The sequence below is a fragment of the Clostridium phoceensis genome, from assembly GCF_001244495.1.
Lineage (GTDB): Bacteria > Bacillota > Clostridia > Oscillospirales > Oscillospiraceae > Lawsonibacter > Lawsonibacter asaccharolyticus.
This window is the reverse complement of record NZ_LN866274.1, coordinates 1,779,980-1,794,193: the sequence shown is the minus strand read 5'-3', so window position 1 is coordinate 1,794,193 and position 14,214 is coordinate 1,779,980. Positions and strand designations below refer to the sequence as shown.

Sequence of the window (14,214 nt, the reverse complement as noted above, 5' to 3'; positions counted from 1 at the left end):
TTCCGCAAAAAATTCATAGATATAGATTAGAGTAAAGACGGGTTAGAGAGTTGTTATGGATAAAGTTGTAAAAACAGGGCTAAAAATTGACCTACATATTCATTCTGCTGCATCAGCGCATAAAGATGGAGTGAAAGTCAAGAATAACACTCTGGAAAATATAGGAACATTGATTGAAAAATTAAATGAAAATGAAGTGAATTTATGCTCCATTACAGATCATGATACTTTTTCATACGAAATGTACCAGGGATTAAAAGCAGCAGAATCTATGGATAACTCAATACAAAAGGTGCTTCCAGGTGTTGAGTTATCGGTTTGCTTCGCAAGTGAAGGCAAAGAAAGTGTTATTCATGTTGTAACGATCTTTACTGATGAGGATGAGGTCAAAGTTCAAAAATTAGAGAGTATTTTGAAAAATAATAGGCCAAATTACAATGATGCGTATAGAGAAGAAGAATTCTTGGCGCTTCTTAGAGAAGTTGACATGAATACAATTTTAATTGCTCACCAGAAAAACACATTAACAAGCCGCAATCCCAGAAAGAATGACGCCAATAGCCTGGGGAACCAAAGATTTTTGGAATTTGTTTACACAGACTATTTTGAAGCGTTTGAGTTTAAAAATAGAAGAAACGAGGTTCTGAACAAGACATTTTTGTTCCAGAAAGATATGGAACAAAATATTCGCTTTGTAACAGGGACTGATTGTCATGATTGGTCGTTGTATCCCTCTGAGACTCCTGAAAGTCTGCTAACTGATGCGTTTCCTTATACTTTTGCTAAGTGTCTTCCTACTTTCAAAGGATTGGTTATGGCAATCACTGACCACAACCGATTGAAATGCGTTAATAGTTTTTTTAATGTTGACAAAAAAACACTTGAGGAAATCAAATTTGAGCATGATGGCGAGACATTCGCTATACCATTATCCAAGGGAATAAATGCAATTATTGGAGATAATTCCATTGGTAAGTCGTTGCTGTTGCATGCACTCACAGGCTACAAGAAAAAGGCACAATCATTACCAGCCAAAGTGAAAGACGGCTATAAAAGATATCTGAAAGACAACGGAATATCAATAAAAAAACAGCTTCAACCTGAAGATATTTTTTGCTTTGACATGCAAGGCGAAGTTCGTTCCAAGTTTGAAGAAAACAAATTAAATGCTTCTGAATTTTTGAAAGAATATTTTCCTCCGGATGTAAATCCTCTTCCCTATAGGAGTGTCTTGAATGCGGAAACAGAACGCATGTGTCAATACCTGTCACGCAAGTTCGAAATGGATAAGCGATTAGAAGAGCTTTTATCATTCCCGATTGTCATAGACGATAGTACAGCAGAAAGTATGACCTTCGTGAATAATACAAGAAGTGCTAAACAAACATCTGAGAAAGAAACCGCAATATCCGGAAAATTAGAGGCAATTATTGTAGCTGTAAATGAGATCTCACAGATGGTTACAATTAAAGATGATCAGGATGAATTAGCAATTATTTTAAAACGCTTGCAGAACATGAAGAGCCGATATGATTATCTGGTAGATACAGTTGATAAAGAAAATGCAAGAATAGAAACTGTTCATAAAATCCTGACTTCAATTTCAACTAGACACCGCAAAACGGTTAGTGATCGTCAAAAAAAGCAATCATCTTTTACTGAGCGTACAGCTGATGTAAAAAGCAGAATAGTAGAGCTTATACGTTATGAACGTGCCCTTCAAGTATATAAGCCTAATGTAAAAACTCAAAAAATCTTGCCTCACAGCAATCAAATATTGGATTATGAATTTATTTCAAAACTGAATATAGATGAAATAAGCATTGATTATTTCATCAGTGTTCTATCCAAAACATTAAAAGTAGGGAAAAAAATCGATTGGGAGACAATAACGGAAAATGATTTAAAGGATATGCTGTTGCGCTATGACGACACAGAAGTACTGCAATTTTTTAAATCTGCAATTAATGAGGTATTGGATCAGGATTTCTCTGCGAAGTATTCAATTATCAGCCAAGGAACAGATAAGTATGCGGAGATGTCTTCGGGCTTAGATTCTAAAATATATTTTGACTTGCTTTGTTCGGAAACACACCATGATGGTGTTTATTTGATTGATCAGCCAGAAGATAATATTTCACAAAAGGCAATTAGGGATTATTTGCTGGATCGTTTTAAAAACATGGGAGAAGTAAGACAAGTCATCATGGTGACACATAATCCACAATTTATCGTTAATTTGGATGTGGACAATCTTATCTTCTTATCTAAAGATGAAAGCGGCTTAAAGATTAGATCTGGTACGCTTGAATATGAATGCCCAGAGTACAATATTCTGGATATCGTTGCTCAAAATATTGATGGAGGGCTAGATTCAATTCGAAAGAGGTGGAAACGGTATGAGAAGACGGCTGTACTTTGACTATTCGTCGGCTGAAAATAGCTACATAATACAAGAAGATGGAAGTAGTATCTTTCGTATTAATGGCAATACTTTGAAATTTGTGTCTCTTGAATTTTATAATGGTGTGTATGCCGGCAACAAATCAACTGCAATCGATTTTGAAAACAAAATTGCTGACAATTCTTCTGATCCATTGAAAAAAGGTCGCTATATTTTCGATTGGATCAAAGAAATTTTTAAAGCCATTGAGGAAGAATTACCTGACACTGAAAAAGCTGATGGCCAAGACAACGAACAAAAAGATAACGAAATTGGTGTCATTGATGAAACACAGTCCACCTCCGAAAGCAAGAAAATAATTCCGCTATTTGATTGGCCCGCTTGTGCTGGAGATGGTTTTTATTTTGATCAGGCCAATGTTCCCTTTGAGAAGATTGAAGTAGATAACCTAAATGCCGATTATGCCGTAAAAATTTCCGGTAGAAGTATGGAACCTACCATTGTAGATGGTTCTGTTGTAATGGTAAAACAAGTGGATGTGTTGTCAAACGGTGATATTGGCATTTTTAGCATTAATGGAGAAATCATGTGCAAACGCTATTGTATAGACGATGCAGGTGTTATCCTAAGGCCAGATAATCAGTCAGGCGACTTTTGTGATATTGATGTTTCGAAAGTAGAATGTGCAATTCAGGGCAAAGTGCTTCTTGAATAGTACTAACTTTATAGTGGCTACAAATGTTTGACTGATACAATTGTTTCAGGAGAGCTTCAAGTAGGCTCTGGAAAAATGTCTTTATACATGCTATAATACTTCTAAGCCATCCAACCGCCCATCTCAAGCAATACCCTTGATAGGATGGCCCGGATAGATTTTTGATAGCAAAAGTCCGAATAGACCTTAGGATAAGGATAATCTGCATCAAATAAAACCACGACGAATCAAATCCTCTATACAAAAAAGTTTAGAAACGGATTTAACTCGGCGAGTGGGAATAAATCATGATAACCGCAAGTCTCTTTTGTCGGGACTTGCGGTCCTTTTATGCTCCGCCGACTATGAGCGAGTCAAGCGGGTCTTTAGCCCGGAACATCTGGAAGCGGCGTGGGAGGCCGGCAAGCAACTTAGGCGTTCCGTTAATTGGGAAGGGAACGGTAAAAGAGTATACTTACAAGTAAAGTTGTGATATACTTCATATAATTTTTTCTTTTTCTACTTTTCCCCTTACTATTCATACTTCTAACGCCCAAAGCCGCCCCCTCCGCCCTGTTCGGGCGGAGGGGGCGGCTTTGGAGCCCATTGGCCCATGTCCGGCCTGGAATGGGACGCTCAGCACAATAGGGCGCGCCTGGCCTCCTCCTCCAATATCCCGGCAAAGACGTCCAGATAGCGGGGGTGATACATCCGCCGGTTGGTCACCAGCTTCAGTTCGTTACGCACGTCCAGATCCGGGACATACAGCCGCCGAAGAATGGGCTCCGGACCCTCCAAAAGGTGCCGGACGTCCCGCAGGTGCATAGCCGGGCAGAAGCAGGCCCCCAGGCCCTGGGCCGCCAGCCGGAGCTGGAGGTCATAGTCCCCCGCCGTGATTTGAAATGCGGTGGCGAGCCCGTGCTGCCGGAAAAAGTCTGTGATCCGGGCCTGAGTCTTGCTGATGGTCGGGCTGAAGATCAACGGTAAGCGCGATAGCTGCGTCTCGTCAATGGTATCCCCCGCGCCCCCTTGAGGGAAGCAGCGGTCCAGCAGGGCCCCGGCAATCACGAGATAGACTGTCTCCGAGCCCACCGGCGTGAAGCAGAAGTGGGGACGCTCCTCCGGATCTACACCCAGGAACAGGTGCAGCGTCCCCTGCCCCAGCTTGTCTTCCAGAACGGCCGTGTCCCCGTGGACCACCTCCAGGCGCACGTGGGGGAACTCCCGGCAGAATCTGGCCGCCGCCGGGGGGACCAGGATGCGCGCCCGCGCGATGTGCATCCCCAGGCGGATGGTCCCCTCTATATCCTCCCTCAGGTCCCGGAGCCGGTCTTCCAGGCTCTCCTCCAGCAGCCGCACCTGCCGGTAGGTGGCCAGCACGGCCTCCCCTGCTGGGGTCAGGGCAAATCTGGGCCGCCGCTCAAACAGGAGCCCGTACTGCTTTTCCAGACGCCGGATATGGTTGCTCATATCCTGCTGGCTCACCATGACCCGCTCCGCAGCCCGGCTGATGCTCTCCTCTTCTGCCACGGCCAGAAAGTATTCCAGACTGATATTCACCGCTCTCCCTCCCTAAATACAACTTTTTTGTTTATAAAATAAATATAAAATGTGTTTGCGGTTTTGTCAATCCGCTGGTACACTGCTAGATGAAAACAGCCGCACAGGAAAGGAGCGCTGAACATGCCAGAGGAGAAGATGCACTTTAAGGATTACCGAAGCGGGATGCTGACCAACGGGATTGAGCGGGCGGCTCACCGGGCGCTGCTGTACAGCACCGGTCTGGACCGGGAGGACCTGGGCAAACCCATGATCGCAGTGGTCAACTCTTTCACCGAGATGGTACCAGGCCACTTTCACCTGCGGGAGCTGGCGGACTTCGTTAAGCAGGGGATCATCGAGGCGGGGGGCATCCCCCGGGAGTTCAGCACCATCGCCATCTGCGACGGCATCTGCCAGGGGCACAAAGGGATGAGCTATCCCCTGCCCAGCCGGGAACTCATCGCCGACTCCGCCGAGTACATGATCGAGGCCCATCAGTTCGACGGCATGGTGATGCTCCCCGGCTGCGACAAGATCGTCCCCGGCATGCTGATGGCCGCCATGAGGCTGAACATCCCTGCCATCGTCATCCCGGGCGGGCCCATGCTCCCTGGAAAGTACAAGGACATGGAGGCGATCACTCTCACCGACATGCGGGAGCTGATCGGCCGCACCCAGACCGGCAGGCTCACCGAGGACGAGCTGATGAAGATCGAGGAGGCCGCCCTGCCCGGCGTTGGCACCTGCGCCATGTTGGGCACAGCCAATACCATGAGCTGTCTGGCCGAGGCCCTGGGCATGAGCCTGCCCGGCTGCGGCCTGGCCCACGCGGTGAGCGCGAAAAAACGGCGCATCGCCAAGCAGTCGGGCCGTCGGATCGTGGCCATGGTGAAGGAGGACCTGACGCCCCGTAAGATCATGACCCGGGAGGCCCTGCGCAACGCCATCAGAGTAAGCATGGCCATGGGAGCATCCACCAACAGCACCTTACATCTGCCCGCCATCGCCCATGAGGCGGGCATCCACATCACCCTGGATGACTTTGATGAGCTGAGCCGGGAGATCCCCTATCTCTGCAATATCAAGCCCTCCGGGCAGTACCCCCTCAGTGTACTGGAGGAGCAGGGCGGGGTCCCTGCGGTGATGAAGGCCCTGGAGCGTAAGCTGGACCTGGAGCAGATGACGGTCAGTGGAAAGACGGTGGGCGAAAATCTCGCCGGGGTTGAGCTGGTGGAAAACGATGTCATCTTCTCCCTGGACCACCCCAAGAAGCCAGAGGGCGGCCTGGCTATTCTTCACGGCAATCTGGCCCCCAAGGGCGCAGTGGTGAAACAGGCGGGGGTCAAGCCCAGCATGCACTACTTTGAGGGGCAGGCCCGGGTCTTCACCTCCATGGAGGAGGCCAGCTGGGCGGTGTCCAACGACAAGATCCAAAAGGGGGACGTGCTGGTCATCCGGTACGAGGGGCCCAAGGGTGGTCCTGGGATGCGGGAGATGCACATGACATGCTCCCTTATTGTAGGCCGTGGGATGGACGAGGACTGTGCCCTGGTCACCGACGGGCGCTTCTCCGGCTCCACCCGGGGGCCCTGTATCGGCCACGTGTCCCCGGAGGCTGCCGCCGGCGGCCCCATCGCCGCAGTGGAAGAGGGTGACAGAATCATCATCGATATCCCCAACCGCACCCTGACCCTCTGTGTCCCGGAGGAGGAGATCCAGCGCCGCCTGGAGCGGGTCCGGCACATCCACAAGCCGGCTACCCCGGCGCTGGAGCGCTACGCGGCCCTGGTCACCAGTGCCGATCAGGGCGCGGTGCTCCAGCTGCCCCGGGAGCGGTGACGGCTACAGCTGTTTCGGTGTAAGCATCCGTGTTTGAACATATTCTGCCTGATATGATTTGGAGTGTGATATGGTATGAAGCTGCCTGAGCGCATCACCGTTTGCGAGGTAGGGCTGCGGGACTGCGCGCTGAGGGGCCCATGGGCCACCCGGGAGACAGCTATGTGCTGCGGGCGGGAAAGAACAAGGACATCCTGCTGGACATTCCCACCGGGCAGGGGGGCAATCCCACCCTGAGATAACGAGACGGCGGCCCTCTCCCCTGCGCAGGCCCGCATACAAAAGAATGACCACGAGAGTCGAGACAAGACCTCCCTGCTGGAGCTGCTGTTCCGCAGGGAGGTCTTCTGCTGCTTCCGTCCCGCTTTGCCCGCAGCTTCGGCAGCCGGGACAAAAAATTTTGTTCCAAAGTGAAAGGAATCGGCTTCCTTCTGCACATATAGGGTGTAAGGCCTTTCAAGGAGAGACATATATGTTTTCAAACGAAGCATTTGCCCGAACCGCGGAGCGGTACATGGACACCATCTATCGCGTGGCCTATGGCTGGCTAAAAAATCCGGATGACGCAAATGATGTGACGCAGGATGTACTGATCGAGCTGTACAAGACAGAAAAAGCATTTGAATCGGACGCCCACCTCAAAAACTGGCTCATCCGCGCCACCGTCAATCGCTGTAAGATGCTCTTCCGCTCACCGTGGCGCAGACTGGAGAACATCGATGACTACACCGAGACGCTGGGATTTGAGCATGAGCGGGACCAGGAGCTGTTCAAAAGCGTCATGTCCCTGGACAAGAAATACCGTGTACCGCTGCTGCTCTTTTACTATGAGGGGTACTCCACAGCGGAAGTGGCATCCATGCTCCGTATCCCGGAAAAAACGGTCAGCACCAGGCTGTTCCGGGCAAGGGCAAAACTCAAAACGATTTTGGAGGAGGAATCACCATGACAGAGCAGGAACGGTTTCAGAGGGCATTTGCCCCACTGCATGCCCCCTCCGACACACTGACGGAGGTAATGAAAATGACAGAGCAGAAGCATAGAAAGAGCGGCCGCAGGACCGCAGTCATCGCCCTCGCGGCCGCACTCCTGCTGGCTACGGGAAGTGCGGCTTATGCGGCCGACCTGGGGAGCATCCAGCGCAGGGTGCAGCTTTGGCTCCACGGCGATCAGACAGACGCAGTCATGACAGTAGAGCCGGGGCACTATACGCTGGAGTACACAGATGAAAACGGCGAGACACAGCAGCGCGGCGGAGGCGGTGTGGCCTTTGAGCCGGATGGCACCGAACGGCCGCTCACCCCGGAGGAGCTGATGGAGCATCTCAACGCGCCGGAGGTCTCCTATGAGGATGACGGCTCGGTGTGGATCTACTATTACGGAGAGAAGCTGGACATCACCCATCAGTTCGACGATGACGGCGTTTGTTATGTACAGCTCACCAACGGGGAGGAGACTGTCTACCTGACTGTCAAGTATCAAAACGGCTATGCGATGAGTTCGCAGAAATACCTCTCTCCCCATGAGTTCAACTGACAGGAGCAGCATTGAGCAGCCCCGCATGGCGTGCCATGCGGGGCTGCCTTCTTTCCGCCCTCCTGCCCCGGAGGGCCTCTATTCTATCCCCAAAGGCTGCTCCTTTGCCCTCTGCCGGCCGCAGCAGAAGTCGCACTCCGGCTCGTGGTCGTCGATGATCCCCGCCGCCTGGAGGTAGGAGTAGATGATAACGGAGCCCACGAATCTCATCCCCCTTCCCTTCAGGTCCCGGGAAACTGCGTCGGACAGGGGCGACGATGCCCGGAGGAGCCCGTCCCGGTGGACCACCTGCTCCCCCCGGGTGAAGTGCCAGAGATAGTTGGAAAAGCTGCCGAACTCCTCCTGGATCGTTAAAAAGATCCTGGCGTTGTTCACCGCCGCAGCGATCTTCCGCCGGTTGCGGACGATGGAGGGGTCGGCAGCCAGGGCGTCCATCCTCTCCTGGGTGTAGGCGGCCACTTTGCGGCAGTCGAAACCGTCAAAGGCTGTCCGAAAGCTCTCCCGCTTGTTCAGGATACACTCCCAGGACAGCCCCGCCTGAAAGGATTCCAGCACCAGCAGCTCAAAGAGATAGCCGTCATCATAGTGGGGCCTCCCCCACTCCTCGTCGTGGTAGCGGATATAGCGGGGGTTTTTCAAGTTGACCCACCTGCATCGCCTTCTCTCCATGGGCCCCTCCTTTACGGCGCGGTGCTGTTGTCGGGGACGAAGAAGCGGTCCGTCTCCACCCCCTCGTGGTCCAAAAGCCAGAGCTTCTTGTCGATGCCCCCGGCATATCCGGTAAGGCTGCCGTCCGCCCCCACCACCCGGTGGCAGGGGATGAGGATGGAGATGGGGTTGTGGCCCACCGCGCCCCCGACCGCCTGGGCTGACATGCTGGCCCGGCCCAGTCGGGCAGCCACGGTCCGGGCCAGTGCGCCATAGGTGGTCACGCTCCCATAGGGGATGCGGCACAGCTCCTCCCAGACTGTCCTCCGAAATTCCCCGCCGCCGGGGTCCAGCTTCAGCTCACCGGAATCCGGCCGCTCCCCCGCAAAGTAGCGGGACAGCCAATCCCCGGCCTGGAGCAGCACGGGGTGGCCCTCCATGGGCTCCGCCGGCTCCTTCAGGGAACCCAAAAAGTATTTCTGTCCCTCCAGCCAGAGGCCGGCCAGTGCGTCCCCCCTGGCCGCCAGGAGCAGAGCCCCCAGAGGGGACTGATAGTGGGTGGTATAGACCATCGCTGCACCGCCTTTCCAAGTCTTCCATAGCGATCCCAGGGAGTTCCCCATGATCCGCCCGTTTTTTACAGGTCATCCTATTATACCACAGGATCACAAAAATGACGGCCATTTTCTGCCCTAGGCAGGATTTTTCTCTGCCTGTCCCCGGCAGGCGTCGCCTACGCCCGAAGCATTATCTTCTCCGCCGAGGCGGAGAGCGAGGCTATGGCCCAGCTGCCCAGTAAGGAAATTGCCGCGCTCGCGCGGGTCACTGCGCCGGTTGCCCCGCATATGAAGCAGGGATTTGAGGACATCCCGGTGAGAGAGAAATGGCCATCAACACCGCCAATATCATAGGAGCGCTTTACAGAGGGCTGCGTCCTGACCCGCCCCCTGTTCCCCAGCAGGTTCATCTGCTGTGAGCCGCTCCCGGACAAGGTGGACTGTGTGGTGTTCTGCTCCAAGAACCGCCGGCCCATCCTCCCCTGTCTCCCCCCGGCAGCGCTAAATTTGTGCGCTTTGTGTATAGATTTTGTTAAGAAATTATTGTAAAATACAACTGTTGATAGATACAACAATAAAAAGGGAGGCAGGGACCATGCAGGACCGGAGCGAGATTTTCCGCCGCATCAAGCAGCAGTATTTTCGAGAGCAGCTGGCGCCTCTGGGATTCCAGCCCATGGACGGCATGATACTCTACCTTCTGTGGGGCGGAAACTGCCTGCGTCAGGAGGACATCGCGGCCCAGACCGCCCTGGATAAGGGGGCAGTAGCCCGGAGTGTGGCCCGTCTGGAGGCGCGTGGCTTAGTGGAGCGCTGGGTGAGTGACCAGTGCCGGCGGGAGAAGCAGGTCTCCCTCACCCCGGCTGGGGAGGAGCGCGCCGGGGCCGTCCAGAAGATCCTGGAGAGCTGGAACGACATCTGCTGCCGGGGGTTCTCCTCCGAGGAACGGACACTGTATAACAGCTTTTTGTCCCGGATCATTGAAAATGTCATGCAATACAAAAGAGGAGAGGAAGGGGACGATGGTTAAAAATCTGACAGAGGGCAAGCCTCTCAACCTGCTGTTTTTCTTTGCCCTGCCTATGGTGGCGGGCAATCTGTTCCAGCAGCTGTACAACATGGTGGACACCGCTGTAGTGGGCAAGTTCGTGGGGGAGGACGCGGTGGCAGCGGTAGGCTCCTCCTTCCCCATCGTGTTTTTGTCGGTGGCGGTGGCCTCCGGGCTGTCTATGGGCTGTAACGTGGTGGTCTCCCAGCTGTTCGGGGCCAGGCGCATCCACGAGATGAAGACCACCATCTCCACCGCTATCATCTCCCTGAGCGTGCTGGGCCTCATCATCATGGCCCTGGGGACGGTGTTCGCCGGCCCTCTGCTCCAGCTGCTGGGCACCGACCCGGACATTATGGATGACTCCCGGCTGTACCTGCGGATCTACTTTGGAGGAGCGGTGTTCCTGTTTTTGTACAACACCCTCAACGGCATCTACAACGCCCAGGGGGACAGCAAAACGCCGCTGATCTTTCTCATGATCTCCAGCCTGACCAACATCGTGCTGGACCTGCTCTTCGTCATCCAGTTCAACATGGGGGTGGCGGGGGTGGCCTGGGCCACCCTGATCGCTCAGGGAATGTGTGCCATCGCCTCCCTGGTGGTGATGTTCCAGCGGATGAAGAAGCTGCCCTGTGAGCCGGAGCGGGCCAACATGAAGATCCCCCTGTTCCACATGACGGCGGTAAAGCGCATCGCCCAGATCGGCCTGCCCTCCATGCTCCAGCAGTCCCTGGTCTCCCTGTCCATGATGATGATGCAGGGACTGGTCAACTCCTTCGGCAAGGTGCTGGTCGCCGGCTACACCGCCGCCACCAAGATCGACACCCTGGCCATGCTGCCCAACATGAACTTCTCCAACGCCATGTCCAGCTATACCGCCCAGAACATCGGCGCTGGCAAGTACGACCGGGTGAAGGAGGGCCTGAAGGCCTGCCTGTTCATGGTTGTGGTCTTCTCCCTGGTCATCACGGTGATCATCTTCCTGTTCGGCAGCCAGCTGCTCTCCCTGTTCCTGGACCCGGGAGACACCTCCGGCGCCATGGGCTACGGGCTGGCCTACATGCGCACCGTCTCCGTCTTTTACATCCTTATGGGCGTTCTCTTCGTTCCCAACGGGATGCTCCGGGGGGCCGGAGACATGGGGGCGTTCACCCTCAGCTCTATGGCGAACCTGTTCTCCCGAGTGGCCATCGCCTACGCGCTGGTCTATCTGACCCCCTTCGGCGCCAACGCCATCTGGTGGTCCATTCCCGCCGGCTGGGCCGTGGGTGCGGCGGTCTCCCTGCTCCGGGTGAAGAGTGGAAAGTGGATGCGGACCGCAGTGGCCGACCGGTAAGCACAGATCTGTCAAAAAAGCGGCTTGGCTCCAGGCGGAACGGCGGCCAGAAGGCCGCCGTTCCGCCTTCTTTTCCAGCATAAGCGGTACATATTTTGCCTCTCTCCTGCACATCCTAGCGCTGACCTGACCGAAAACATGCAGGAGGGAACATCTATGGACCACACACGCCGAACCGCGCTGCTGTCCGCAGCTGCGCTCTGCCTGGTACTGGGAGGGCTGTTCTGGCTGGCTGTGCGGGAGGACACTCCCGTCCCCGCTGCCGCCCCGGCGGCAGTGGCCGCCTCCACCGACAACTGGGGCCTGTCCTTCCAGACTGAGGGGGAACCCCCTGTGGGCAACGCCACCGCCCAGTCCCTGGCCCAATACGACGCCTATTATGTGGGGGACACGACCCAGAAGGTCCTCTACCTCACCTTTGACTGCGGATATGAGAACGGCTACACCGCCCAGATCCTGGACGTGCTGAAGGACCATCAGGCCTCGGCCGCCTTCTTTGTAGTGGGACACATGATCCAGTCCTCCCCCGACCTGATCCGCCGTATGGTTCAGGAGGGGCACATCGTGGGCAACCACACCTTCCACCATCCGGACATGTCCGCCATCTCGGACCAGAGCAAATTTCAGCAGGAGCTGGAGGAGCTGGAACAGCTGTACCAGGAGACCACCGGCCAGACCCTCCCCCGGTTCTACCGCCCTCCGCAGGGAAAATACAGCGAGGAGAATCTGCGCCAGGCCCAGGCCCTGGGCTACCGCACCGTGTTCTGGAGCCTGGCCTATGTGGACTGGTACGTGGATGACCAGCCTACGGCGGAGGAGGCCTTCTCCAAACTCATCCCCCGCATCCACAATGGGGCCATCGTGCTGCTCCACTCCACCTCCCGGACCAACGCCGAGATCCTGGACGAGCTGCTCACCCGCTGGGAGGACATGGGCTACACCTTCGCCTCCCTGGAGGACCTGCCTGACCAGACGGCATAAAACGTCCATGCCGCTTTTCCACAGAGCGCCGGCCCCGCCCCCAATAAGGGGCGGGGCCGGCGCTCTGTGGAAAAATCTTTGCAGAGTTCGCGTCCGCAGGCGGACAACCCCTGCCCGTGGCAGACTGCCTCTTTTCGACCGTCTCGCTTCCCCGTCTCGGACGCTTATTTCACTTCCACCATCACAGTGGGGCGCTTCCGGTATGTGGCCAGGCTGACTCCCACCAGCAGGACGCCGCAGGCGATGGCGCCGGGGACGGTGGCACCCAGACCCATGGGCTCGCCCACCAGCTTCCAGACCACGGTGACCACGAAGCCCCCCAGCATCCCGGCCATGATGCCGGCGCTGGTGGCTCTCTTCCAGTACAGAGCCGCCAGGGCGGGCAGTCCGGCCGCCGCTGCGTAGAAGGCCCAGGCGAACATGAGCACGTCGTAGGCACTCTTGATGTACAGGGCGATGACCAGTGCCCCCAGGGCCAGCACCACCGAGGCGATGCGGGAGAAAAGGATCTCTTGTTTCTCCTTCATGGCGGGGTGGAAGGTCTTGCCTAGGTCGCTGACCACCGTCTGAACAGAGACCAGCAGATAGCTGTCCGCCGTGCTCATCATCACGGAGAGGATGCCGGACAGAGCCAGCCCCGTCAGGCCGGGGGGCAGGATCTTGATGGCCAAGGCAGGTATCACGGCATCGGCGGTGCCGAACTCCTCCACCACGTTGGGCAGGATCTGCTGGGCCGCCAGCCCCATCAGGAACAGCAAGGCGATGGTCACGCCATAGACGGCGGTGCCCCAGAACATGCCCCGCTTGGCCGACTTTTTATCCTTGGCCGCGAAGGCCCGCTGCCACATCTCCGCCCCCGCCATGGTGAACACCAGATAGGTGACGATGTCCCCCAGTATCTTGCCGTCAATGGCAGGGGTGATGTAGCTCTTGTCCAGGCTGGCCCAGAAGCTCCCGAAGCCCCCCAGATAGTCCAGACTGGAAAATGGGATCATCAGGTAGACAAAGATAATGAGCATGAAAAACTGCACCACATCGGTGTACACCACGCCGAACAGTCCGGAGGCGGCGGTATAGATGATGAAGATGGCGGTGGCGATAAAAGCCCCCATCTCGTAGCTGATGCCCACCTGTCCCCCCAGCAGCTTAATAATGGTAGCGGTGGCGGTGACCTGGGCGGCCACCGTGCCCACCATGGCGAAAGCCACCATAGCAGCCAGGACGCATTTAGCCGGCTTTCCGAAGCGGTACTCGAACAGGCTGGGGATGGACTCGATGTGGTACTTCTCCCCCACCTGCTGAATACGCCCGGCGTAGCCGGAGAAGATAAACATGCCCAGCATATAGGGCAGGGCGGTGGCAATGGCCATGAAGCCCGTGGTGTAGGCGATGCCCGCCCGCCCCATCATGGCGCTGCCTCCGATAATGGTGGCACACACGGTGGCGGCCAGGACCACCGGCCCCAGTGTGCGTCCCGCTACATAATAGTCATCCGTGTTCTTGATGCGCTTGACGAACCACACGCCCACCAGCAGCATGAAGAGCAGATACAGTCCAATAATGACCAGATCCAGAGTGGTGACTTCTACCATAACAGGCCTCCTTTGTCACTCCTCCGACCCGGGC

Annotated in this window: 12 protein-coding genes; 8 read left to right on the top strand and 4 right to left on the bottom strand. The window is 55.1% G+C overall.

Features of this window, described 5'->3' with window-relative positions; translation table 11 throughout:
• The first annotated feature begins 55 nt into the window (after nt 1-55).
• Nucleotides 56-2,422, top strand: coding sequence for a hypothetical protein (locus tag BN1969_RS09435; RefSeq protein WP_050624074.1), 2,367 nt, complete (start codon nt 56-58; stop codon nt 2,420-2,422).
• On the top strand, nt 2,400-3,119 hold the full coding sequence (locus BN1969_RS09430) for a S24 family peptidase (protein ID WP_050624073.1): 720 nt from the start codon (nt 2,400-2,402) through the stop codon (nt 3,117-3,119). Before BN1969_RS09435 ends, BN1969_RS09430 begins: the two co-directional genes overlap by 23 nt.
• Before the next feature lie 615 nt (nt 3,120-3,734).
• On the opposite strand, the gene BN1969_RS09425 is transcribed toward BN1969_RS09430, so the two are convergent.
• Nucleotides 3,735-4,658, bottom strand: coding sequence for a LysR family transcriptional regulator (locus BN1969_RS09425; protein ID WP_050624072.1), 924 nt, complete (start codon nt 4,656-4,658; stop codon nt 3,735-3,737).
• Nucleotides 4,659-4,781: 123 nt separating this feature from the next.
• On the opposite strand from BN1969_RS09425, the gene ilvD reads away from it, so the two are divergent.
• The 3 genes from ilvD (at nt 4,782) to BN1969_RS09410 (ending at nt 8,015) form a co-directional block, all read left to right on the top strand.
• Nucleotides 4,782-6,479: a dihydroxy-acid dehydratase gene (ilvD, locus tag BN1969_RS09420; protein WP_050624071.1), complete on the top strand. Its 1,698-nt coding sequence runs from the start codon at nt 4,782-4,784 to the stop codon at nt 6,477-6,479.
• Nucleotides 6,480-6,951: 472 nt separating this feature from the next.
• A complete protein-coding gene (locus tag BN1969_RS09415; RefSeq protein WP_050624070.1) occupies nt 6,952-7,428 on the top strand; it encodes an RNA polymerase sigma factor in 477 nt (158 codons plus the stop codon).
• Nucleotides 7,425-8,015, top strand: coding sequence for a hypothetical protein (locus BN1969_RS09410; protein ID WP_050624069.1), 591 nt, complete (start codon nt 7,425-7,427; stop codon nt 8,013-8,015). Before BN1969_RS09415 ends, BN1969_RS09410 begins: the two co-directional genes overlap by 4 nt.
• Nucleotides 8,016-8,093: 78 nt before the next feature.
• On the opposite strand, the gene BN1969_RS09405 is transcribed toward BN1969_RS09410, so the two are convergent.
• On the bottom strand, nt 8,094-8,684 hold the full coding sequence (locus tag BN1969_RS09405) for a DNA-3-methyladenine glycosylase I (protein ID WP_050624068.1): 591 nt from the start codon (nt 8,682-8,684) through the stop codon (nt 8,094-8,096).
• 11 nt (nt 8,685-8,695) lie between these two features.
• On the bottom strand, nt 8,696-9,235 hold the full coding sequence (locus BN1969_RS09400) for a methylated-DNA--[protein]-cysteine S-methyltransferase (RefSeq protein WP_050624067.1): 540 nt from the start codon (nt 9,233-9,235) through the stop codon (nt 8,696-8,698).
• 580 nt (nt 9,236-9,815) lie between these two features.
• On the opposite strand from BN1969_RS09400, the gene BN1969_RS09390 reads away from it, so the two are divergent.
• The 3 genes from BN1969_RS09390 to pdaA all read left to right on the top strand — a co-directional run bounded on the left by BN1969_RS09390 (nt 9,816) and on the right by pdaA (nt 12,588).
• Nucleotides 9,816-10,250: a MarR family winged helix-turn-helix transcriptional regulator gene (locus tag BN1969_RS09390; protein ID WP_050624065.1), complete on the top strand. Its 435-nt coding sequence runs from the start codon at nt 9,816-9,818 to the stop codon at nt 10,248-10,250.
• Nucleotides 10,243-11,607, top strand: a complete 1,365-nt coding sequence (locus tag BN1969_RS09385; RefSeq protein WP_050624064.1) for an MATE family efflux transporter — start codon at nt 10,243-10,245, stop codon at nt 11,605-11,607. The genes BN1969_RS09390 and BN1969_RS09385 overlap by 8 nt, the downstream gene beginning before the upstream one ends.
• A gap of 156 nt (nt 11,608-11,763) precedes the next feature.
• Nucleotides 11,764-12,588 carry a delta-lactam-biosynthetic de-N-acetylase gene (gene pdaA, locus BN1969_RS09380; protein ID WP_050624063.1) on the top strand — a complete coding sequence of 275 codons (825 nt, stop codon included), beginning with the start codon at nt 11,764-11,766 and terminating at the stop codon, nt 12,586-12,588.
• A gap of 164 nt (nt 12,589-12,752) precedes the next feature.
• On the opposite strand, the gene BN1969_RS09375 is transcribed toward pdaA, so the two are convergent.
• Nucleotides 12,753-14,180, bottom strand: coding sequence for a sodium:solute symporter family protein (locus BN1969_RS09375; protein ID WP_050624062.1), 1,428 nt, complete (start codon nt 14,178-14,180; stop codon nt 12,753-12,755).
• Nucleotides 14,181-14,214: the final 34 nt, after the last annotated feature.